14 protein-coding genes are annotated in these 21,694 nt (G+C 73.8%); 12 read left to right on the forward strand and 2 right to left on the reverse strand.

The genetic code is table 11. The features are described from left to right. The first annotated feature begins 2 nt into the window (after window positions 1-2). From ACK1X7_RS44395 to ACK1X7_RS44450, 12 genes are read left to right on the forward strand one after another with little or no spacing between them, the layout of a single operon-like run. The gene (locus ACK1X7_RS44395) at window positions 3-698 is read left to right on the forward strand and encodes a phage baseplate assembly protein V (protein WP_361498796.1); all 696 of its coding nucleotides are present in this window, start codon (window positions 3-5) and stop codon (window positions 696-698) included. Next, entirely contained in the window at window positions 695-1,117 is a 423-nt protein-coding gene (locus tag ACK1X7_RS44400) for a GPW/gp25 family protein (RefSeq protein ID WP_361498794.1), read from the forward strand. Before ACK1X7_RS44395 ends, ACK1X7_RS44400 begins: the two co-directional genes overlap by 4 nt. Beyond that, a complete protein-coding gene (locus tag ACK1X7_RS44405) occupies window positions 1,114-3,063 on the forward strand; it encodes a putative baseplate assembly protein (protein ID WP_413116621.1) in 1,950 nt (649 codons plus the stop codon). The genes ACK1X7_RS44400 and ACK1X7_RS44405 overlap by 4 nt, the downstream gene beginning before the upstream one ends. Continuing rightward, window positions 3,060-5,111: a putative baseplate assembly protein gene (locus tag ACK1X7_RS44410; protein WP_413116622.1), complete on the forward strand. Its 2,052-nt coding sequence runs from the start codon at window positions 3,060-3,062 to the stop codon at window positions 5,109-5,111. The genes ACK1X7_RS44405 and ACK1X7_RS44410 overlap by 4 nt, the downstream gene beginning before the upstream one ends. Further along, on the forward strand, window positions 5,108-7,072 hold the full coding sequence (locus ACK1X7_RS44415) for a phage tail protein (RefSeq protein ID WP_413116623.1): 1,965 nt from the start codon (window positions 5,108-5,110) through the stop codon (window positions 7,070-7,072). Before ACK1X7_RS44410 ends, ACK1X7_RS44415 begins: the two co-directional genes overlap by 4 nt. Before the next feature lie 12 nt (window positions 7,073-7,084). Next, window positions 7,085-8,341, forward strand: a complete 1,257-nt coding sequence (locus tag ACK1X7_RS44420) for a hypothetical protein (protein ID WP_413116624.1) — start codon at window positions 7,085-7,087, stop codon at window positions 8,339-8,341. Between the two features lie 2 nt (window positions 8,342-8,343). After that, the gene (locus ACK1X7_RS44425) at window positions 8,344-10,389 is read left to right on the forward strand and encodes a coiled-coil domain-containing protein (RefSeq protein WP_413116625.1); all 2,046 of its coding nucleotides are present in this window, start codon (window positions 8,344-8,346) and stop codon (window positions 10,387-10,389) included. Next, entirely contained in the window at window positions 10,386-11,522 is a 1,137-nt protein-coding gene (locus tag ACK1X7_RS44430; RefSeq protein ID WP_413116626.1) for a hypothetical protein, read from the forward strand. Before ACK1X7_RS44425 ends, ACK1X7_RS44430 begins: the two co-directional genes overlap by 4 nt. 2 nt (window positions 11,523-11,524) lie before the next feature. Next, entirely contained in the window at window positions 11,525-12,055 is a 531-nt protein-coding gene (locus ACK1X7_RS44435; protein WP_385158706.1) for a hypothetical protein, read from the forward strand. Continuing rightward, window positions 12,052-13,929, forward strand: coding sequence for a hypothetical protein (locus tag ACK1X7_RS44440; RefSeq protein WP_413116627.1), 1,878 nt, complete (start codon window positions 12,052-12,054; stop codon window positions 13,927-13,929). Before ACK1X7_RS44435 ends, ACK1X7_RS44440 begins: the two co-directional genes overlap by 4 nt. A 5-nt stretch (window positions 13,930-13,934) precedes the next feature. After that, a complete protein-coding gene (locus ACK1X7_RS44445; protein ID WP_413116628.1) occupies window positions 13,935-16,037 on the forward strand; it encodes an ATP-binding protein in 2,103 nt (700 codons plus the stop codon). A gap of 5 nt (window positions 16,038-16,042) precedes the next feature. Next, window positions 16,043-16,318, forward strand: a complete 276-nt coding sequence (locus ACK1X7_RS44450; RefSeq protein WP_385147437.1) for a hypothetical protein — start codon at window positions 16,043-16,045, stop codon at window positions 16,316-16,318. Here the strand turns inward: ACK1X7_RS44450 and ACK1X7_RS44455 are convergent. Together ACK1X7_RS44455 and ACK1X7_RS44460 are read right to left on the reverse strand one after the other, a co-directional pair. Further along, entirely contained in the window at window positions 16,306-16,968 is a 663-nt protein-coding gene (locus tag ACK1X7_RS44455; RefSeq protein ID WP_385147440.1) for a hypothetical protein, read from the reverse strand. The two genes, ACK1X7_RS44450 and ACK1X7_RS44455, sit on opposite strands and share 13 nt — an antisense overlap. After that, window positions 16,965-21,608, reverse strand: coding sequence for a hypothetical protein (locus tag ACK1X7_RS44460; RefSeq protein ID WP_413116629.1), 4,644 nt, complete (start codon window positions 21,606-21,608; stop codon window positions 16,965-16,967). Before ACK1X7_RS44460 ends, ACK1X7_RS44455 begins: the two co-directional genes overlap by 4 nt. Window positions 21,609-21,694 lie beyond the last annotated feature (86 nt).

Raw genomic sequence — 21,694 nt, forward strand, 5'->3', positions numbered from 1 at the left:
CCATGAGGGGCACGCCACGCGCCCGCTCCACCGACAAGCGCTACTACGGCGTCGTCGAAGCGCTCGTCGTGGAGAACGAGGGCGATGACGAGGGCCAGGTCAAGCTGAAGTTCCCGTGGTTCGACGACACCACGGTCACCGACTGGGTCCGGGTCGGCCAGCTCTACGCGGGCGGCGGCTACGGCTCGGTGTTCGTCCCCGAGAAGGGCGATGAGGTGCTCGTCGCCTTCGTCCACGGGGACATGCGCTATCCGATCGTGCTCGGCGGCCTCTACAACGGCGAGGACAAGCCGCCGACCGCCCGCACCGAGGGCCGCGACCAGAAGATGATCCGGACCCGGCACGGCCATGAAGTGCTCCTCGACGACACCGAGTCCACGGCCGCCGTACGCATCACCTCCGCCGCCGGACACGTGGTGGAACTGGACGACCAGGGCAAGGCGCTCCGGATCACCGCGGCCGAGGGCGGCAGCGTCACCGTGACCGCACAGGGCGAGATCACCCTCAAGGCGCCGAAGGTGACGGTCGATTCCCCCTCCATCGACCTCGGCGGCGGCGCCACCGAACCGCTCGTCCTCGGCAACGCGCTGCTCCAGGCGTTCAACACCCACACCCACCCCTCCGCCGCCGGGCCGACCGGCCCGCCCACCCCGCCACTCACCCCCGCCGTACTGGCCAAGAAGGCGAGGACGGCATGAGCGAGGAGTTCCTCGGCACCGGCTGGCGGTTCCCGATCCTGCCCGACGCGTCCGGGCGGCTCGGATACGCCGTCGGGGAGGAGAGCATCGAGCACTGTCTGCGGGCCCTGCTGCTCACCGGCACCGGCGAGCGGGTCATGCGGCCCGAACTTGGCACCCGCGCCCATGAGTTGGTGTTCGCGCCCGGCAGTGTGCAGAATCTGCGCGATCTGGAGCAGTCGATCGCCGCCGCCGTCCGTGACCATGAGCCCCGGGTGGAGCTGGAGGAGGTCCGCGCGGAGGCCGATCCGGCCGACGAGTCGCGGATCACCGTCTCGGTCGTCTACCGCATCCGGCGCAGCAACACCAAGGCCAACCTGGTGTTCCCGTTCTACACCGGTCTCACCGGACCGACCGGCTTCAGCGGGGGCATCTCATGACCCTGCCCGCACCGAAGCTGGACGACCTCACCTGGGCCGACATGATGGCGGCCATCCGCCGCCGGATCCCCGCCGAATCGGATGGCACCTGGACGCTGCACGCGCCCGTCGACCCCGGTGTCACCCTTCTCGAACTCTTCGCCTACCTCCTCGAACAGCGGCTGTACTGGCTCGACCAGGTGCCGGACGCGCTCGTGGTCGCCATACTCCGGCTGCTCGGCCTCGAACCGCCGCGCCCCGCCCGCCCCGCCGCCACCGTGCTGCGCCTCGCCGCCCGGCAGGAGGGCACCGACGTACCCGTGGTCCACGCCGGGACGGCGCTGACCCGGGACCCCACCGGGCAGATCGTCTTCACCCTCGACGACGACGTGGCCGTCCTCCCGCTCGCCGAGGGCGGTGAGGCCACCGTGTGGACCGACCGCGACCGCACGGCGGACCTGCGGGCCCGCCGCGGTATCGCGCTGCTGGCGAGCGACGGCGCCCCGGCACAGGTCCGGTTCACCCTGCCGCTCACCGGGGCGCACCCCGCGCCCGGCCCGATCGGCCTGCTCGTCGAGTTGGACACGCCCGCCGCGTCCGCGCCCTCGTGGCTGCCCGGGGCGGTCGCCGACGTACCGCCTCCGGCGGAGCTGACCTGGTCCTGGTTCCGGCCGGGCACGGAGGTCTCCGGCGGATTCGAGACGGTCGAGGACGGCACGGCCGGACTAAGACGGTCCGGTGTCGTCCGGCTCCATCCCCCGCCCGGCTGGACCACACAGGACACCGGGCTCCTGGTCTCGACCCCGGCCGCCACCTACCCGGCCCCGCCCCGCCTTCTCCAGCTCGCCGTCAACGTGTCCGCCGCACACCACCGTACGTACCACACCGCGAGCGGCGCCGACCTCCGGGAGCAGATCGACGCCTGGCTCAGACTGCCCGGCCAGCATCTCGTCCTGCCGGACGCCGCGGGCCGCCTTCTGGAGGCCACCCCGCGCCTGGCGGGCCAGGAGTGGCAGCCGGTGCCGGACTTCACCTTCGGCGCACCGGCCGACCGGATCTTCGTGCTCGACCGGGCCGAGGGCGCGCTGGTGTTCGGCGACGGACTCACCGGGCGCATCCCCCGCCCGGACCCGGACGCGCGCGTCGACTACGTCACCGGCGGCGGCCGGGGCGGCAATGGCGGCATGACCGGTAACTGGCTGCCCGCCGACGGCCTTCCGGCCCCGCAGGCAGCGGTCTCGGCAGCCAATCTCGTCCGGGCCGAAGGCGGCACGGACCCGGAGACGATCGCCGAGGCGCGCAGGCGCGCCGCCGCGTCCCTGGGCGAGGCGACCCGCGCGGTCACCGCCGACGACCACGTCACCCTGGCCCGTACGACACCGGGCGTCGCCATCGCCCGCGCCCACCCGGCCGTCGGCGAGCACCCCGGCTTCCCGTGCGCCACGGTGCCCGGCGCGGTGACCGTCCACATCGTCCCGGCCGTGCCCCGCGACGACCTCACCCGCGAGGACTTCGTCGCCGCGCCGCTCCCCGACCCCGGCACGCTGTGCGCGGCCGCCGCCCGCCTCGAACAGGCACGGCTGCTGACCTCCGAGGTCTTCGTCCGCCCGCCTCGCTACCGCGAGGTGGCGCTGCGCGTCACCCTGTCCGGCGACCCGGCCGACCACACCCGCGTGTCCACCGCGCTCACCGCCGCGCTGCGCCGCTACCTCGACCCGCTGGTGGGCGGTGAGGACCAGGACGGCTGGCCGTTCGGACAGCCGCTGCGGCCCTCGGCCCTGCTGCGGGCCGCGCAGCGGTCGCTGGGCGACCTCGCGGACATCGCCGCCGTGGCGATCGGCCTGGACGGGGCCGAACCGGCCGAGGAGTGCGACGAGGTGCCGCTCGGTGCGGGGGAGCTGCCCGTCCTGCGGACGGTCCGCACCCGGATCGTGCCCGCCGCCGAACCGGGGGAGGGGCTGGCATGACCGGCGAGATGTGGTGGGAGAAGGACGCGCGGGAACGGGAGCGGGAGGACGGGCGGATCGTGCCCGGCCCCGGCCCGACCGGAGTCCAGCCCGAACTGCTCGACGCCACCCGCGAGGCCGTCCGCGCCGACGTACGCGCCCGGATCGCGGGCTACACCCCCGACTGGACCGACCCCGACCGGCAGGACGCCGGTGTCGCCCTCGTCCGCCTCTTCGGCACCCAGGCCGAACCCGTGCTCGGCCGCGTCAACCGGCTGCCGGAGAAGGTCCTGGCCGAACATCTGGCGACGGCGGGCGTGCGCAGGCGCCCGGCCGGTGCGGCGGCGGCGCTCCTGGAGTTCACCGTCAACCCGCCGGACGGCGCTTCCGTGCTCGTCCCCGCCGGGTTCCAGAGCGCCGCCTCGACCCCGGCCGGGCAGGTCGTCTACGAGACGGACCAGGACCTGTACGCCACCCCGGCCACCCTCGCCGACCTCGCCGTCCAGGAGGCCGGAACGCTACAGGCCCTGCCGCTGGGCCCGGCCGGTCCCAGCCGCCCCTTCGAGCCCTTCGGCCGCGACCCGGAGCCCGGCAACGCGCTGTGGATCGGACTCGCCGGGCCCGCCGCCCCCTACCCGCGGCTGTCGCTGGGCTTCGTGGTCGTCGCCGCACCCCCCGCCCCCGCGGCCGCCGGTGGCGCGGCGCCCCTGCCGCTGCCGCCCGCGCCGCTGCTGCGCTGGGACGTGCTGGACGGCAGCCGGCTCGTACCGGCCGAGGTGATGCGGGACTCCACGGCCGGGCTCGGCGCCGATGGGACCGTCGAGCTGAGGGTCCCGCGCTCCTGGGAGCCGGGCAGTCCGTCCGGCACCCGGCCCCGGTTGCGCTGGCTGCGCCTGCGGATCGCGCACGGCGCCTTCGCCGGGCCCGCGCCCGTGCTGTCCGGACTGCGGCTGAACGTGGTCGCCGCCACCGCCGCCCGCACCATCCGGGACGAGCCGCTCCAGCCCGTCCAGGATCCCGCGGCGACCGGGCGGCGGCGTATGAAGCTCAGTCAGGTGCCCATCCTCGCCCGGTCGGTGGTCATCGAGGTGGACGACGACACGGGCGGCGATGTGTTCGGCACCGCGGCCGGCAGCCCGTCCCGGTGGCGTGAGGTGGAGAGCCTGGCCGGGTACGGCGCCGACGACCGGGTGTTCACCGTGGACCATGAGAGCGGCGAGGTGACCTTCGGGGACGGCGTCAGCGGTGCGGCCGTCCCGCCCGGCTTCCGCAACGTCCGCGCCGTGCGCTACCGCGTGGGCGGCGGCAGCGCCGGTGCCGTGGCGGCGGGCGCGGTGAACGGGGTGGTGACCGCGCTGCCGTTCATCACCGGCGTGGGCAACCCGTTCCCGGCCTCCGGTGGAACGGACGCCGAGCCCGACGCCGACGCCATGCGCCGCGGCGCCGGTGAACTGCGGGCCCGCGGCCGGGCCGTGGCCCCGGTCGACTACGGGCAGCTCGCCACCCGCGCGCCCGGCGCCTCGGTGGCCCGCGCCCGGGGCGTGCCCGGTCTGCACCCCGACTTCGCCGGGGTGCCGATCCCCGGCGTGGTGGGAGTCCTCGTCGTACCGCCGCTACCGCCGGGCGACGACACCAGCGAACCGCCGGTCCCCACCGCCGCGACCCTGCGGGCCGTCGCCGACTTCCTCATCCGTGAGGCCGCCCCCGCCGGAGTCACGGTGGTCGCCGCCCCCGCGCCGTACCGCCGCGTCGCCGTGGAGTCCTGGGTCTCCCTCGACCCCGGCCTCGACCGGGCCGCGGTCCTGGCCCGGGCCGGGGACGCGGTGCGCACCTATCTGGATCCGCTGCGCGGCGGGGAGGACGGCGCGGGCTGGCCGTTCGGCGGCGCGCTGCGCCACACGGCGCTGGTCCGGCGGCTGCTGGCGGTCGACGGAGTGCTGGCCGTCACCCGGCTCGCGCTCACCGTCGACGGGGTGCGCCGCCCGCCCTGCACCGACCACACCCTCCCGCCCCACACCCTGATCTGGCCGGAGCGCCCGCTGCTGATCCCGGTAGGAGACCGGCCATGATGTGCAACCCGCACCCCGCGACCTTCCGGCTGCTGGACGCCTATGTCGGCTGGGACGAGCCGACCGGCGGCGAGCCGGGCGTGGACGGCATCGTCGGCTTCGACGACCCGGCCGGCCTCCGGCTCGCCCACCTCGGCGCCGACCCGGAGGGACCCACTCGGAACCAGTTGCTGCCGTGGTTCCCCGACCCCCGCCTCGCGCCCGGATGCGGACCGTGCGGCTGGTATCTGCTCGTTCCCGGCGAGCGGCGGCTGCTGCGCCGCGGTATATGCGGCGGCGCCTTCACCCCCGTCTGGCCGTCCGACTGCGACCCCCACCCGCTGCGGGAGCCGGTCTCCGTCGCCGCGCGCGGACACCGGCTGGCCGTCGTGGAGTCCGACCGGGTCCTGGTCTGGCGCCGCGAGGGCGAGCGACTCGCCGGTGTGATCCGGGCCGAGCGGCCCCGGTGGGCCGCCTTCGGCCCCGGCGACGACATCCTGGTGGCCTGTCAGGGCAGTACGGACCTGCGGCGGTACGACTCGACCGGCGGCTTCCGCGGTGTGCTGCGCACCGGCGCGCCCGGCGAGGTCATCGGCCTGCGCACCGGCCCGGAGCGGACCGTGTGGCTGCTCACCGACGACGGCGGACGGCTCGGGATCCACCGGGGCGGCCACGGCCGACCCTTCCGCCCCGTCACCGTGGACGAACTGGCCGCGGTCCTGCCGCCGTCCGCGCTCACCTCGGCGGACGAGGACGGGTTCTGCCTGCGCGAGAAGGGCCCGGAGGGCCCCGAGACCACCTGCTTCACCTGGCAGGGCCTGCCCCGGGACCCCGCGCCACCGGCCACCGACGCGTATCCGACCAGCGGGACGTACCTCACCACCCTGATCGACAGCGGCATCTCGCGGTGCCGCTGGCACCGGGTGCGCGTGGACGCCGAGGTGCCCGCCGGAACGGCGGCCGCCGTCGAGATCGTGGTGACCGAGGACGGGCGGTACGAGGAGAGCGACTGGCAGGCGTCGGCTCCCGGCGCCACGGACTTCCTCGTCGACCAGCCGCCCGGCCGCTTCCTGCGGCTGCGGCTGCGGCTGTCGGGCGACGGCGGCTCGACTCCGGTTCTGCGCCGGATCCGGCTGGACTTCCCCCGGGTCACCAGCGCCGACCTGCTGCCGCCCGCCTTCCGCGAGGACCCCGCGGCCGACGACTTCACCGAGCGCTTCCTGTCGCTGTTCGACGCCACGCTCGACCAGCTCGACCGGGTGATCGAGCGCTATCCGTCGCTCCTGGACCCGGCCGGTGTCCCGGACCGGGCGCTGCCCTGGCTGGCCGGTCTGCTGGGCCTGTCGTTCGAGGCGGGCTGGGACGCCCGCACCCGGCGCGCGCTGCTGGCCGCGGCCCCGGAGCTGTACCGGCGCCGGGGCACGCCGTGGGCGCTGCGGGAGGCGGTGCGCATCGTGTTCGGGGTGACTCCGGTCGTCGACGAACTGGCGACCGACCGCCGCTGGGCGTGGCTGCGCGAGGCGCGGCGAGGAGACGGACCGGCCCAAGGGCTCGGCGCGGTACGGCTGTTCGGCCGGTCGGCGAGCCGCTTCCGGGTCGGCGGTACGGCGCTGGGCGCGGCGCCGCTGCGCGCGTTCGGCACACCGGACAGCGACCCGTTCACCGCGCATGCGTACCGGTTCCGGCTGCTCCTGCCCGCCGGATCCGCGGACGTGGCGGCGCTGCGGCGGCTGGTGGAGCGGCAGGCGCCCGCGCACACGGTGGGATCGGTACGCACCGGCGGCGCGGGGTTCGTGGTCGGTTCGCGGTCCACGGTCGGCGTGGACACCGCGTTCGTCCCGCTCCCGGCGCCCGTACTGGGCGGTGCGCACCCCGTGCGGCTGAACCGCGACGGGGTGCTGAGGCCAGGACCGAGAGGGTTGCGCCGAGGGGTGGGCGTGGGAGTCGTCTCCGCCGTCGGCATTCAGACACAAGTGTCGTGAGAGGACGGGGCGATGACCGAGCCAGGAACACCGAGGACCGAGGAGTTCGACGCGCCACCACTGCGCCGGCTGCGGTACTTCCACGGTCAGATGCTGGGCGCACGGGACTTCCAGCGCGAACAGGAGTACCACCGTGAGAAGTCGAGACTGCGCATGCGCTGTCTGCTCGGCTACGGCGTGGTGTGCGGCCTGCATGTGGAGCCGGTGCCGCGGGACGAGGACGACTGCCCGCCGGACGACGGCGGCGAGGAGTCCACCCGGCCCGGGGAGAGCGCGGAAGAGGGCGGTACCGAGCCGGAGCACACCCGGCGCAGGGCCAGGGTGCGGATCACTCCCGGTCTCGCCGTGGACTGCGAGGGCGACGAGGTCGTGGTGCGCGGCGGCTGCGTGATCGACCTGTGGAAGGCGCTGCCCCCGCACGAACGGGACACCGACACCGTCTGGGTCGGCATCGAGTACGCCGAGCGGCCCGTCGAGCCCACCCGCGCCGTCTACAACGACGCCTGCGCGGACACCTCCGACTGCGAGTTCGGCTGGACCGAGGAGTGCTACAGGGTGCGGGTCACCGGGTGCGAGCCACCGGTGGACGAGCGCTGTGACACCTGCTGCTCCACTTGTGAGCACAAGGTGCTGTGGCTGGCCAGGATCGACCGCGTGGACTGGTACGAGCCGGTGCGCCGCGACCAGGTCCATATGAACGTACGCCGCCCGTTCGGCCGCCATCTGCCCACGGTGATCACCGGTATCAACTGGATCCACGGACACACCTACACCATCGACGAGGCCAAGGACCTCCTCGGCACCCAGAACCAGGACGGCGGGCTCGTGGTGCGGTTCTCCGCCGACGTACGGTCCGACACGCTGCGGCCCGGTGTGGTGGAACTCCAGGTGATCGAGGGTGGCAGCGGCCGCAACGCCTCCACCTGGTACATGGGCGGCACCTTCGCCGAACCGGACCCGGAAGCCGATGAATGCGACGAGTTCACCCGGGAGTTCCGCTACCGCCAGACCACCCGCGAGACGCTTCAGGACGGCGACCGCGTACTGATCACCGTCCGCGCCGCGTTCCTCCTGGACCGCTGCTGCCGCCCGGTCGACGGCACCCATGTCGGCGGACGCGTCCCGGTCATCCACACCGGTGCGACCTTGTCGGCCGCACACGGCGACGAATGCTGCGACCTCCCGCCCTCGGGCATCGGGCCCTGGACGTCCGGCACCGGCGCGGGCGGGGACGTCTTCGAGAGCTGGTTCTTCGTGAAGGAGCGCTGATCATGCGAACAGACTGCGGATGCGGCTGCGGTGGCGACGCCACCCGGACCTCCGCCTTCGTACGTCCTCGCTTCTTCGCAGGGCAACTGCTGACCGAGGACGATCTCAGCCTGCTGGTGGAGTACACGACGGCGAAGGCCAGACTGCACAACCGCTCCCTGTACGGGCCGGGCGTCATCTGCGGCCTCGGCGTCACCTGCGACCCGTGCGGCGGCGGAACCGTGGCGGTGCACCCCGGACACGCGCTGGACTGCACCGGAAACGACATCGTGGTGCCCTGCGCCGAACGGGTCGACGTCCAGGCCCTGGTGCGGGAGCGGCGCATCAGCGGCCTCGGTGTGGATTGCGGCGAACACTGCGATGACGAGGGCGGGCGCCGCTACGGGCTCTACGTCCGCTACCGGGAGCTGTCCGTCGAGCCGGTGGCCCCGTACGCCACGGAGGAGCCCTGTCCCTCACCGGGATGCGTGCCCTCCAGGATCCAGGAGGGGTTCCAATTCGTCGTCAAATGCGACGACTTCGAGGACCACCGCCACAACCCCGGCACCCGGCTCCTCATGAGCCTGGGCGATCTCGCACGGGCCGACCGGGCCCGCACCCGCGACCGGCGGCTCGGCCACTACGCCGACGCCCTGACCGTCGCCTCGCTCGCCACGGGCCGGGCCTTCCGCTTCGACGCCGCCGACGCGGGACGGTACGCCACCGCCCTCGGCTGGCTGCGCGAGAACGCGGGCGGGGAAGGCCCGCCCTCCCCGCCGACGGCCCGCGAGATGACCGAGCACGTCCGCGCGCTGGCCGCCGCCGTCGCCCGTTACGACACCTACGACCCGGCCGGACAGGAGCAGCTCGGAAGGGACTACCCGGACCTCGCCACCGTGCGGGAGGCCCGCGGCGTCCTGGGTACGGCCTGCGAGCGGCTGAGGGGCGCCGACATGGCAGCCTCGTGGCCGGACCCGCTGCGCCGCACGATCGCCCACGCCGTCGTCACCGAGACCGTGGCCCGCGTCGTACCGGAGCGGGGCGACCCGGAAGCGCCTTGCGAAGTACGCATGCTGGCCCAGGGCACGCCGCTCGCTCACGCCCTGCGCGTGGAGTTCCGCGCCGACCTCGGCCTGATCCGGGAGTGGCTGCTGTGCCGGCTGGACCAGGCCGCCGACCTCGCCGACTGCGCGCTGCGCACGGACGTCGCCGCCGCCGACGTACCCCCGCTGCTGCCGCTCCCGCCGCCGGACAGCACCGAGAAGGCGACCGTCGCCGAGGTGCAGCAGATCGCGGAGGCGGCCGCGGCCCTGGGCACCGCGCTGCGCCGGTTGCTGACCGACGCGGCGTGCGCCACGCTCAATCCGCCCTGCGGCGACTGCACCGACACCGATGTCCTGCTCGCGCGTCTGGAATTGGACGGCTGCGATGTCGTACGGGTCTGCTCGGCCACCCGGGAGCAGGTGCTGCCGGGCGGATCGGCGTACGGCGAGTGGCTGCCCAAGCTCTACCGGCTGCGGGAACTCGCCGAGCGCGTGTGCTGCCTGCCCGTGCCCCAGCACCAGAAGCCGACGCTCCCGTCCGAGGGCCCGGTGGCGCGCCCGTACGCGGACGACCTGCTCGGCGATTGGCCGCGCACCGGGGACCTGGAGGAGATGCTGTCCCTGCTGCTGACCCCGGCACCCGGCGAGACACCGCCCAAGGCGCTGCACGAACAGGTCTACACGACCCCCAGCGAAGTCACCGACAGCATGCAGGAGCTGGCCCGGCTCAGGACCCAGGTCTCCGACCTCACCGCCGCCGTGGAGGGGTTGCGCGCCCAACTGGGCAGCGCCCGGACGCAGATGACCCACCTGGAGGAGCAGGTGCCGGAACGGCTCGGGACCCGCCTCGCGGACCTCGAAGACACATCGGACCGAGCGGCGGACCAGGGACTCGATCAGGGACCTGATCAGCCGGATCGGCCCGACCAACCTGGGCAGGGGCCGGAGCAGGGGGCCGAACCCGCCAAGCCCCCCGCCAAGCGCGGCCGTTCGCCCCGTACCCGGAAGCCCGGTGAGACGCCATGACGGGCCCCCTGCGCCCCGCCTTCCACGAGGGCCAGGTGCTGTCCGCCGCGGACCTGTCGGCCACGGTCGAGTACGCCCGCGCCGGGGCCGCCCGGCACGCGCGGCATCTCCACGAGTGGGGCATCGTCGAAGGGCTCGGCCTCGCCACCGAGCCCCGCACCGACCCGCTGACGGGCGTCCGCCATGTCGAGGTGAGCGTCTCGGCGGGGATCGCCGTCGACGGAACGGGCCGCGAGGTGGTCGTCACCGAGCCGGTCGTGCTGCGCGAGAGCGACTTCGAAGAGGTCAACGGCGCGGACCAGTCGACGGACGAGCCCTACCCGGTCTTCCTCACCGCGGCCGACCGGGAACCCGCCCAGCTCCCCGGGCCGGTCTCCTGCTCCGGCGGCGCCACGAAGACCCGGGTGGAGGAGTCCTACCAGATCCTCTTCGGGCGCCGCGGCGACGAGCGGCTGGCCACGGAGCAGCGGCCGCCCGCGATCGGTGCCCCACCGGCCGATCCGCCCGCCCGCTGGCTCGTTCTGCTGGGCTATGTCCACTGGGCGGACGGCCACTTCAGCGGCGTCGAGACCACGGCCCGCGGCGTCGCGGTGCGATTCGCCGGAGTACGCGCGGACACCGTATCGGCCCGGTCGGGCGCGCTGACCCTGCGGACCGGCGCGGAGGCCGAGGAGGGCAAGCCCGCCCTCGTCCTGTCCGGCGGCGACCGGCCCACCCTGGTCTTCGGCCTTTATCAGGGCGGCGGCGCGGTCGCCCCGCTGATGACCGTGGCGGCCAACGGCAACCTCACGATCGAGGGCAGCTTCAGCGGCCGGATGCCGGCCGGCAGCACGCTGGTGACCTCCGGGGCCGCCACCGACGGAATGCTGCTGCCGCTGCCGTCCGGCATCACCCCGGAACAGGTCGCCGACGGCCGGGTCGTGATCCATGTCCATCTCATTCCCCGCACACCACCCCTGGCGGGCACGACGCTGTACAGCCCGGTGGAGGCCACCGTGGACGGAGACCGGCGGGTCCGCTGCCGGGTGCGCCTGTACGATCCCCTGAAGGCCACCCCCGAGGTCGTCGAACAGCCCGGTGCGGTCGACTTCCTCGTCCTGGCGACGGTCGCGCCCACGAACGGCGGTGGCTGACGATGGCCCTTTCCGTGGTGTACACCCTCGACACCGGCCACGTCGTGGGCGCGCTGGCCCTGACCGGCGCCGCCGCCCCGGACGAGGTGGCCGCACTCGTCGGCCGCGCGCTGCCGTTGCGCGTATCCCTGGACGGAGGCCGCGTCGCGGACCTTCCGCTCAGCGCCCGGGACCTCGCCGCGACGGCCGTGGACGACGAACCGGCCGCCCTCGCCGAGCCGTTGGCCTTCGGGGTCGAGATGACGTCCGAGGGCAAACCCAAACCGGCGCTGGTGCGGCTCGCGTCGTGGACCGAGGGCATCGCACTGGCCACGGACGGGCTCACCGTCACCGTGAAGGTCGCCGTGGCCCGCCCCACCCCCGTGGTCGCCCTGGTCTCCGACGAGCAGGACACCCATGTGCTCGCCGGGGAGATCCCCGCCCAGCAGACCCAGGTGAAACTGCCGGTGACCCTTGTGGTGGGCAGCGTGCACGGTGTGCTGGTGCTCGTCGCGGGCTGGGCGGGCCACCTGGGGAAGGTGAGGGTGACGTGAGCGCGCCCACCGCGCCGACCGCCGCCGGGACCGGCGGGACCGGCGACGACGGTGAGCCCGGCGAGATCACGGTGCACCGGTGCACCGTGACGGTGGTCCGGCGCGGTGGGTGGAGCTGGGGGCCCGAGCCACGCGGCCTGATCCGCCAGGTGGTCGAGGCCCTGCCGGAGTTGCTGGCGGACCACTTCGCCGAGCGGCTGGCGGCCGACGGGCCGGACGTGGAGATCACCGAGCCGCTGACCGTCACCGTCCGGCCGGGCCGGGACGGCCGGTCCGGCCGGACGGCGGGCGGCGGGCCGCCCGTGGAGGTCCACTTCGCGCCGGTGCCGATGGTGGAGGTCCCCGCAGAGGCGCCCGGAACCGCCGCCGACGCCATGTCGTTCGAGGAGTCCTTCGCGGCGGCGCCGGATCCATGGACCGCCCCGAGCGCCGCCGCGCTCTTCGCCGAACTCGCCGAGCGCGGCGAACTGGACGCGCTGCTCGCGCTGTTGCCGGACGCGTCGCTAGGGACGTATCTGCTGGCCCTGCTCGGCGTGGACGACACGGCGGCCGCCCGGCTGCTCGCCGAACTCGTCGGGCGCGCCCTCACGGCAGACCCTCCGCCCGCTCATCCGCACGGTGCGGCCGCCCGCCCCGGGCCCGCCGAGCCGCTGCCCGAGCGGCTGCGCGCGATGATCGCGGGCGCCGACGCGGCGGACCTGCCGCGGCTGCTCGCCGACTTCCTGGCGTCGCCGGACCGCGCGGAGGCGGTACGGCCGGCCCGGTCCCCGGCCGGAGCGTACGACCCGGGTGCCGAGGAGCCGTCCGGCGCGGCGGGCGGCACCGGTGCGGTGCGTACCCCAGCCGGGGCGAGCACCGCCGCCGGGCCGAGCACCACGGGCGAGGTGCAGGTGTGGTCCGCCCTGCCCTTCCTGCTCGCCGGGCCACTGGCCCGCATCGGATACCTCGATGCGATCGGGCCCGCCCTGTCCGGTGTCGAACTGGCCGAGGACGCACCGCTGTTCGCCGCGGCCCTGGCGTACAAGGTGCTGGGCGCCACCGCACGGGGCTGGCGGCGCGCCGAACGGGACGGCGAGGCCGCGGCCGCCTTCGCCGGTCTCTTCCCACCCCTCGACGAGGAGCGGCTGACCGCCTTCGCCCGCCAGGTGCGCCCCGCGCTCCCGGTCCTCGACGGCGTCCTGGCACTGGCCGTGTGCCGGGGCCACGGCCCCGCCGACCCGCTGCTGCTCACGGGCGCCGACGACGGGCTGCTTCTCGTCGACGCCCACGGCATGTTCCCGATCGCCTGGGCCGCGGAGGCCGCCGGGCTGCTGCCGTACTGGCAGTCCTGCGGGCGGCCACCCGTGCTGCTCTGCGACGGGCCCCTGCCCCCGGGCACCCTGCGCGACCTCGCCTCGGCGGGCGTGCCGTTCCTCACCGGCGTACGGCCGCTGCGCGGCGACCCGGTGGCGCGGCTGCCCTGGCGCACACCGCTGTGGAGCGCGCCGGGCACCGCACCGGACCCGCGTCTCGCCGCGGAGCTGCCCGCCCACGCCCAGCGGTGCGCGGACCTGGTCACCGCCCTGGTCACCGAGCGCCGGGCGGTGCCACTCGACAGGGACGGTGGTCTGGAGCGCACCGTCACCCTGGCCGCCGCGCTCGGCCTGTCCACGGTCGCCTGGACGCTCTGGCGCGAGCGCGAAACACCGGATCCGCTGCTGGCCCTGGACCGCTTCGCCGACCTGGAGGCCACGGTGCGGTTCGAGGCCGCGGCCGTCCGGGTGCGCGTCCCGATGGGACGGCGCCATGCGGACCTCCTGCGCGGCGGCCTGCTCGCCGATGTGCCCGACGTGGCCTGGCTGGGAGGCCGGACCCTGACCTTCTCGGCCGGGTGAGACACATGGGCGAACCAGCGCTCGAGCATCTGCGGCTACGGCTGGCGGGCCTGCACCGGGCGCTCAGGGCCGCCGTCGAGCGCCAGGCGGCGCTCGCCGCCCGGCTCACCAGGCCCGACCTCACCCCGTACTGCGTGACCGACGAACAGGTCGACGTGCTGCTGGGCGAGGTGCATGCCTTCGCCGACGCCATGGCCGAGCCGTGCGCCCCCCGGCAGCCGGAGCCGGAGGCCGAACGGGACCTGAGGCGGCGCGCGTCCGCCGAGGGCACGACCCTGCCGCTGGACGCGCTGGCCACCCGGTTCGGCCTGACCCGCGCGGAGCAGGACGCCCTGCTCCTGGCCGCCGCGCCCGAACTGGACCGTGGCTACGAGCGGATCTACGCCTACGTCGTGGACAACCTGAACCGGCGGCTGCCGAGCGTGGAACTGCTGGTGGCCGTGGGCGCGGACACCGCGGCGGCCCGCCTCGCCCTGCGCCGCTCCCTCGGCCCGGCCGGGCCACTGCGCCGGTACGGGCTGCTGCGCGCGCACGGCGAGGCCGCGGTCGAACTCGCCCAGGAACTGGTCCCCGGCCCCGGGGTGCTGGACTTCCTGCTGGGCTGGGGCGGCGACGTGGGCCTGCTCGGCCATGACTCCGGCGAGGTCGCACCGCCCGAGCCCCGCGTGCCGTCCCCGTACCTCTCCTCGGACCGGCTCATCCGGCTGGGCCGGGCGCTGGGCCGCGGCGACCTCGACCTGACCGGGCTGTGGGGCTGCCCGCCCGACGGCCAACTCGACGCCGTACAGGCACTGGCCCGGGCCGCCGGAGCGCCGCTGCGCACCCTGACCGCCGACCCCGAGGCCGATCTGCGGACGGCCGCCGCGCTGGGTGCCGTGCTGTGGATCCCCACCGACGACCTGCACGGCGAGCAGCAGCGGCCCGTCGCCGACGCGGTGTCCGCCGCGCTGCTGCGCTCGCGCGTGCCGGTGTGCCTGACCGGCCTGAAGCCCTGGCGCCCGGCGGGTCTGCTCGCCGCGCGCTCGTACGCCGAACTCACCTTGCCCGTCCCCGGGTTCACCGAGCGCCGGGCGATGTGGTCGGCCGCGCTCCCGGACCTGACCGGCACCCTCCTCGAAGACCTCGCCGTCCGCTACCGGATGAGCGGCGGCGAACTGCGCGCCGTCGCCTCGGTCGCGGACGCCGGGGCACGCCTGGCCGGCAACGGACACCCGGAGCCGGTCACCGACCATGTCGAGCCCGCCATCGCCACCGTCACCCGCGGCCGCAGCGGCAGCGCCGTCCACGCGATCACGCCCCGGCGCACCGTCGACGACCTGGTCCTGCCCGATGTCCAGTTCCGCCAGATCCTGGAGATCGCGTCGGCCTTCCGCGCCTGGCCCCGGATCGCCGAGAGCTGGGGCTTCGCCCGCCGCTCCGGGCACGGCGGGGTCAAGGCGCTCTTCACCGGGGAGCCCGGAACCGGCAAGACCATGTCCGCCGAGATCGTCACCGGCATGCTCGGCCTGGAACTGCTCAAGGTGGACCTCGCCCAGGTCGTCTCCAAATGGGTGGGGGAGACGGAGAAGAACATGGAGATCGCGTTCCGGCAGGCCGAGGAGAGCCATGCCGTGCTGCTCTTCGACGAGGCCGACGCCCTGTTCGGCAAGCGCGGCGAGGTGAAGCACGGCACCGACCGCTACGCCAACCTGGAAGTCGGCTATCTGCTCCAGCGCCTGGAGGCCAGCGACGGCCTGGTCATCCTGACCAGCAATCTGAAGGACAACATCGACCCGGCCTTCACCCGGCGCTTCCACTTCGTCGTCCACTTCCCCCGCCCGGCCGCCGCCGAACGCCGCAGACTGTGGCGCCTCGCCTTCCCCGAGGAGGCCCCGCTCGCGCCCGACGTGGACCTGGAGGCCCTGGCCCGCCTGGACATGACGGGCGCCGCCATCGCCGCGGCTGCCCGCACGGCGGCACTGGCGGCCGCGGACGGAAGCGGCGATACGATTGTCATGCGCCATGTCGTACGTGGTGTGGCACGCCAGTTCCAACGCGAGGCCCGCCTGCTCCGCTCGGCCGAACTGGGCCCGCACGCCCATCTGCTCGACGACGGAACCCCGGGGTGAAGCCGATGCTGCCCACCGAACCCCCGCTCTCCCTCCACCGCCTGGTGGCCCCGGTCCCACCGGCCCGCCCCCAGGAGACGGCGGTGGCCACCCACCACGTCCCGGCCGCGGCCCCCGCCCCGGCCGCGGCGAAACCGCCGACCGTCCTCGATCGTCTGCTCGCCGGGCAGGACCAGTTGGGCAATGCGGCGGTGGCGGGCGCGGCGGCCCGGACGAGCCCCGTCGTGCCCCCGGTGGCGGGCACGGTGGTACTGAAGCCGAAGGGCGCTCAGCCCTCCTGACGCCCGCCCGACTGGCCCCGCAACCTCTGAATCAGCTCAAGGGACGCGTGCGCCGCTTCCACTTCCCCGCGGTCCACCGATCCGGCGCCCCGGTTCCACGGCTGGTGGAGCTCCTCCTCGAGCCGGCGGAGGTCGTCGGCGTGCACCTCGTACAGCACGGCGAGCAGGGACTCCCCGCAGCGCAGCGCCTCGGCGTCCCGCAGCTCGCTGTGGGGGTAGGGCGCCGCGCGGAGGCAGAAGGCCGTGGACCGGCCCGCCCGCAGCTCCTCGATCCGGTAGCACACGATGCGGTCGTCCGCACCGGCCGTGGCCGCCGGAATCTGCACGAGCGGCATCAGATCGGGGTCGAGCGCCAGGACCAGCAGTTCGGTGTCGGCCATCGGATCGGGCGCCTCGGCCGGGCCGCCCCGGTCCGGCGGGACGGCCAGTTGCCAGGGCTGGTTGGTGAAGTAGGCCAGGAGGTCGAGGGACCACAGCCCGGCGTCGACGATGGCGAAGACCTCGTCGGGGAGGCCGACGCCGTAGCACTCGCGCAGCACCTCGCGCGGCCCCGGCCCGCTCTCGTACAGCGCCCGCGCCAGCCGTGCCATCGAGGCGTAGTCGTCCCGCGATGCCTCGCTCCGCGGCCGGTCGGCGGTCTCCCGGTTCACTGCGGCTCTCCTCCGCTCTGCGGTGCGTCGCTCATGGCCTCGTCGAGGGCCGTGCGGACACTCTCCCAGAAGGTGTGGAGCTCGGGGGCGGTCATCGCCTGGATGATGTCCGAGGTCAGGTCGCGGGCTCTTTCTACGGCCCGCTTGCGCCGCTGGTCGCCCCCCGCGCCGCGGACCAGCCGGTCGACGGTGTCCGAGAGCCGTTGCAGCTCCGCCTGGACGCTCTCGCCGCGGACGGTCAGCCTCGGGTTGTCGGCCATCATCATCGCCACGTTCTCGACGTGCACGAAGACGGTGTCCCGCAGGGTGAACCGGAGCCGTTTGGACAGCCCGGGATTCGCGTGGAAGTACTCCCGGGAGAGGGTGTGGGCGCTGGTGTAGGACTGTGACTGGATGATGAGCGCGTACATCCGGTGTGCGACGCGGATGGCTTCCTCCACACCGCCCTTGCCGCGCATCCTGCCGCGTGCGGCCAGGTGCACGCCCGACGGCCGTACGGTCAGGCCGCGGTCCTCGTCTCCCGGCTCCGGGCTCGTGCTGGTGGACGCCTCGGGGGCGTAGGCGATGGCGAGGTTCTCGCCGAAGACCTCCATGAACTGGATCCGCAGATTGCGTCCTTCCGCGCTGCCGATGCCGTACAGCCCGCCCTGGACCTGGCGCAGGGCGTGGAGGCGGCTGGTCTGGAAGAGGCCGTCCGGCCGATGGCGGTCCCACGCCTTGATGAGCATGTTCGGCTCGGTCGGGTAGAGCATCTGCGGGAACCGTCCGGCGATGGCGACCCGGATCGCCCGGTCCAGCGCGTTGGCGAGCAGCGTGAGCTGCTTGGGGCGCTGGTCGCCCTCCGGGCTCCAGTTGAAGCCCTTGAAGTGGTAGCCGCCGATCGTGATCAGCGGATGGCCGCCCATCGCGTCGAGGACCCGCTGGTACGCGGCGAGGACCCCGGTCGTCTCGGACACCGCGACCCCGGTGTCGGCGTCCTGGCCCAGGATGTGCACCTGGTCGTTGGCATGCGACAGGATGGCCGTCGCCTCGCGGGTGTACGAGGAGTTGGTCACCTGCTCGCGGAAGAGGCCGTAGGGGAGCGCGTCCTTGTCGCGCAGGCCCTTCTCGTTCTGCTCGGCGACGCGCTTCTCGTCGGCCGTCAGCTCCCGGCACTTCTTGCGCACCTCCGCCATGGGGACCTCATGGCCGTCCGTGTGGAGCCACCTGGGCGTCCAGATGAAGCCGAACACGGCCATGATGAGCTTGAGCGGTCGCTTGACGGCGTCGATCGCCTCGTTGAGGACCCTGCTGTCGTTCTTCTGGTCGAGGTGCTCGAAGGTGTTGACGCCGATCACTACGGCGGTGCTGACCGGCCCGAAGTGCTTGGTCTCGGGGTGCTTCCACGCGTCGTGGAGATAGCGGGCGGCCATGCCCGGGTTCTTCTTCACCTCGCCCGGGACGGCCGCCATATTGATGACGAAGCCGGTTCGCGGGTCGCGCCCCGCCATCGGGAGCTTCTTGATCGGGTTGAGCTGGTCGACCACCTTCCCATGCTTCCTGATCTTGAAATGCTCCTCGGCCGGGCCGATCTTGTAGGGGAACTTGTCCCCCAGGTCCTCGATCGGGGTCTCCGCCTCCGGGTTGATGGCCACCTTGACGCGGTACTTGCCCTCGGTCACCTTCTTGAGCTGGATCCGCGTGAGGCGGTGCCGCCGCTTGATGGCCGGGAGCCCGCGCCGTACGGACTTCACCGTCGCCGACTCCTCGTTGAGCAGATGCGTCGCATCGCGCACGGCGGCGTCGAGGGCGCGCTTCTTGTCCGCCTCGGTCCGCTTGTCGGGACGTTTGCCGGGACGCTTCTTCTTCGGGGCGCGCCTGTGTTCGGGCCTGCGCCGGCCGGGACGGCGCCGCTGGTCCGGACGCTTCCGCCGGCGCGGGCGGCCCGGCCGCTTCCGGTCCGGGCGGCGCTTCGGTTTCGGCTTGGGCTTCTTCTTGTCGACTGCGAACTTGATCTTGGGCCAGAGCTTCTTCACCAGGCCCACGATCTTGTCGATCACCCAGTCCACCGCCCGGTTCACCGGTTTGGACATCGCCTGGACGATCCCCTTGACGCGGGAGGCGATCCCGCCCACGCCCAGGATCGCGGCCAGGACGCCCAGCAGGACCGGGATCGAGCGGGCCAGGGCCTGCTCGATCAGGCCCGGTACGCCGCCGCTGCCGCCGCCGGCGATCGCGATGACCGCGTCGAGCACGGCGTTCACGAACTCGAAGATCTGGCGGGCCCGGGTGACGATGAACCGCACGATGTCGATGATCAGCTTCACCGCCCGCACAAAGGCCGACGCGGGGTTGAGCAGCGAGATCACCCACATGATCCCGGCGACGACGATGGTCGGCGTGACATAGGCGATGACCTTGTCCAGCAGGTCCTTGCGCAGATCGCCCACGCGCGTCCTGAGGTCGTCCCACATCCCGGCGACGCCCCGCTTGCGGACCTCCGCGACCAGCGGTACCGCGGTCTCGGCCGCCGCGACCGCCGGTTCCATCTTGGGGACCTTGCGGACGATCCGGGCGCGGATCGACTGCCAGGTCAGTCCGAGCAGGGAGGCGAGCATCTTCAGGACGCCCTGGGTGTCGAACTTCGCCGGCAGTTCGATGCCCGCCTCGGCCGTCTTGCCGAGCAGCCAGGACAGGATGCCCTGTTGGAGATGGCGGCCGATGTTCCGCAGGAACTGCCGCAGACCGGCGCCGACGGCCGAGACCAGATTGCGCAGGAAGCCGATCGGGTCCTTGAGGATCAGCATGACCGCGGACGCGGCCTTGGCGAGGACCGACAGCAGCAGCCGCTTCAGCTCCAGAATGGTGTTGATCACGGCCTTGACCGCGTCCACGGCCTTGGCCACGAGGCCCTTGTTCTTCTCCTTCTCCGCGGCGATCTCGTCGTCGACGGACGTGAGCGCGTCGGTGTACTTGGTGGCCAGCGTGTCGACGAGCTGGGTGCCCTTGTCGTCCACGGACTGGGTGAGTTCATCGAACTTGTCGGCGAACTCGGCCGCCGCCCGCTGCCCGATGGACCGCAGCTCGGCCGGGAGTTCGCGCACCGCGGTCCGCAACTCGGCCCGGCCCCGCGCGATGCGGTGCTTGGCCCGGTTCAGCTCGGCGCCGATGGTGTCGGCGACGTCCGAGATCACCTGCCGCATCCGGCGGACGTAGTTGTCGCGAGCCTCCTCGAAGATCTTGTCGGCTTCGGCGGGCAGCCCGGCGAACTTGTCGCGGACCCAGCGCAGTTTGCCCGTCACACCCGAGTACCGACGGTCCTTGTACTCGTCCATCTTCCGCTGGTGTTCGGCGGTGAACGCGTCCCGCGCCGCCTTCTCACCCCTGCCGAACTGGTCGTCGACCAGCTTGTCGAGGCCGTCGAGGATCGCCTCGACGTCGTTCTTCATCGTGTCGAAGACCCCTTGCAGCAGCGCCGTGACCTGGGTCCGCTTCTCCTCGTCCCGGCCCTTCGCGCCACCCTTGCCCCGGTCGACCTGCTGCCCGGTCCGCGCCCGCTGGGCGCCCATCGAGCCCATGGCGGCCGCGCCGAGCCGCTTCGCCTGCGCGGTGGCCGCGTTCAGCTCCTTCTTCTCATGCCCGCGCATCCGGCCGGGGGCCGCCTCGGAGTGGCGCTCGGCGGCCTTCTTCTCGTCCAGCGCCGTCTTGAACGTGGGCTCGTTGGACTTCCGCAACTGTCCCTCGGTGACCTGCGCGCCCACCATCCGCTGCTTGAGCTGGGCGGGGCCCGCGGACATATCGGTGGCCGACGGCGGCAGCCTGTCCGGTACGGCGTTGGCCGGATCCGGCGTGCCCGGGACCCCTGGAGGCCGGTCCGAGGTCAGCGGTACGACCTTCTTGGGCACGGCCGCCGCGGTGTCCGGCGGGGCGGCGGTCGTCGTGGCGATCTGCTCGGCCGAAGCCGACTTGCCCTCGCCGACCTTGCCGTGCACCTCCGCGCGTACCTCATCGGCCTTGCCGGAGTCGGCGAACTTGTCGGCCTCGTCGAGGTTCTTCGGCGCCTTCTCGGCGATGGCCTTCTCGACCGCCCTGATGAACGCGTCCTTGTCGAAGTCCTTCGGCTTGGCCTCGTTCATCTTCTCGGCGTTGGCGGTCTTGCCCTGTGCCTCTTCGTCGTCCTTGGGCGGCCGGGCGGCGTCCTGGGCGGCCCCGGCCTCCGTCCTCGGGGGCGGGTGCGAGCTCGCCAGCGAGCGCTTCTTGAGCCGTACGTCCTTCTTCAGCGTGGCGAACTTCGGATCCGCGCCCGGGCCGGGCCGTGCCTTCGTCTCCGGCGCGGCGGTCGAGGCCGCGGGCGCCGCCTCCGCCGTGTCCACCGGTGGTGCCGGTTCGGCCGTTTGCGGCTGCCGAGGGCCGGGCTCGGTACGGCGGGCCGCCGCGACCGCGCCATTGCCGACCATGTCCTGCCCGGCGGGCGGCAACCGGGCGGAGGAGGGCGGCAGCGCCGCCGGGCCGCGTCCGCCGGACAGGGCCGCCGTCACCGCCGCGTTGGACGGAGGGAACTGGGGTCGGGCGGGGCCGTGTGCTTCCGGCCGGTCCTGGGTGGGGACGGGCACCGTCTTCGACACCCGGGGCCGCTGCGCGAGAGCCTTCGGCGGTGGCATCGGACGGAACCTCCCACGCATGTCGGTGCCGACAGGAACGTGGCGTCCCGCTGACACTCCCGCACGAAGGGTGGCAGCACGGGCGT

The sequence above is a fragment of the Streptomyces sp. CY-1 genome (genome assembly GCF_047218265.1).
Lineage (GTDB): Bacteria > Actinomycetota > Actinomycetes > Streptomycetales > Streptomycetaceae > Streptomyces > Streptomyces niphimycinicus.

What these genes read in the sequence shown, in the direction of transcription:
- ACK1X7_RS44395 (WP_361498796.1), top strand. Translation starts at nt 3, where the DNA reads ATGAGGGGCACGCCACGCGCCCGCTCCACCGACAAGCGCTACTACGGC.
- ACK1X7_RS44400 (WP_361498794.1), top strand. Translation starts at nt 695, where the DNA reads ATGAGCGAGGAGTTCCTCGGCACCGGCTGGCGGTTCCCGATCCTGCCC.
- ACK1X7_RS44405 (WP_413116621.1), top strand. Translation starts at nt 1,114, where the DNA reads ATGACCCTGCCCGCACCGAAGCTGGACGACCTCACCTGGGCCGACATG.
- ACK1X7_RS44410 (WP_413116622.1), top strand. Translation starts at nt 3,060, where the DNA reads ATGACCGGCGAGATGTGGTGGGAGAAGGACGCGCGGGAACGGGAGCGG.
- ACK1X7_RS44415 (WP_413116623.1), top strand. Translation starts at nt 5,108, where the DNA reads ATGATGTGCAACCCGCACCCCGCGACCTTCCGGCTGCTGGACGCCTAT.
- ACK1X7_RS44420 (WP_413116624.1), top strand. Translation starts at nt 7,085, where the DNA reads ATGACCGAGCCAGGAACACCGAGGACCGAGGAGTTCGACGCGCCACCA.
- ACK1X7_RS44425 (WP_413116625.1), top strand. Translation starts at nt 8,344, where the DNA reads ATGCGAACAGACTGCGGATGCGGCTGCGGTGGCGACGCCACCCGGACC.
- ACK1X7_RS44430 (WP_413116626.1), top strand. Translation starts at nt 10,386, where the DNA reads ATGACGGGCCCCCTGCGCCCCGCCTTCCACGAGGGCCAGGTGCTGTCC.
- ACK1X7_RS44435 (WP_385158706.1), top strand. Translation starts at nt 11,525, where the DNA reads ATGGCCCTTTCCGTGGTGTACACCCTCGACACCGGCCACGTCGTGGGC.
- ACK1X7_RS44445 (WP_413116628.1), top strand. Translation starts at nt 13,935, where the DNA reads ATGGGCGAACCAGCGCTCGAGCATCTGCGGCTACGGCTGGCGGGCCTG.
- ACK1X7_RS44450 (WP_385147437.1), top strand. Translation starts at nt 16,043, where the DNA reads ATGCTGCCCACCGAACCCCCGCTCTCCCTCCACCGCCTGGTGGCCCCG.
- ACK1X7_RS44460 (WP_413116629.1), bottom strand. Translation starts at nt 21,608, where the DNA reads ATGCCACCGCCGAAGGCTCTCGCGCAGCGGCCCCGGGTGTCGAAGACG.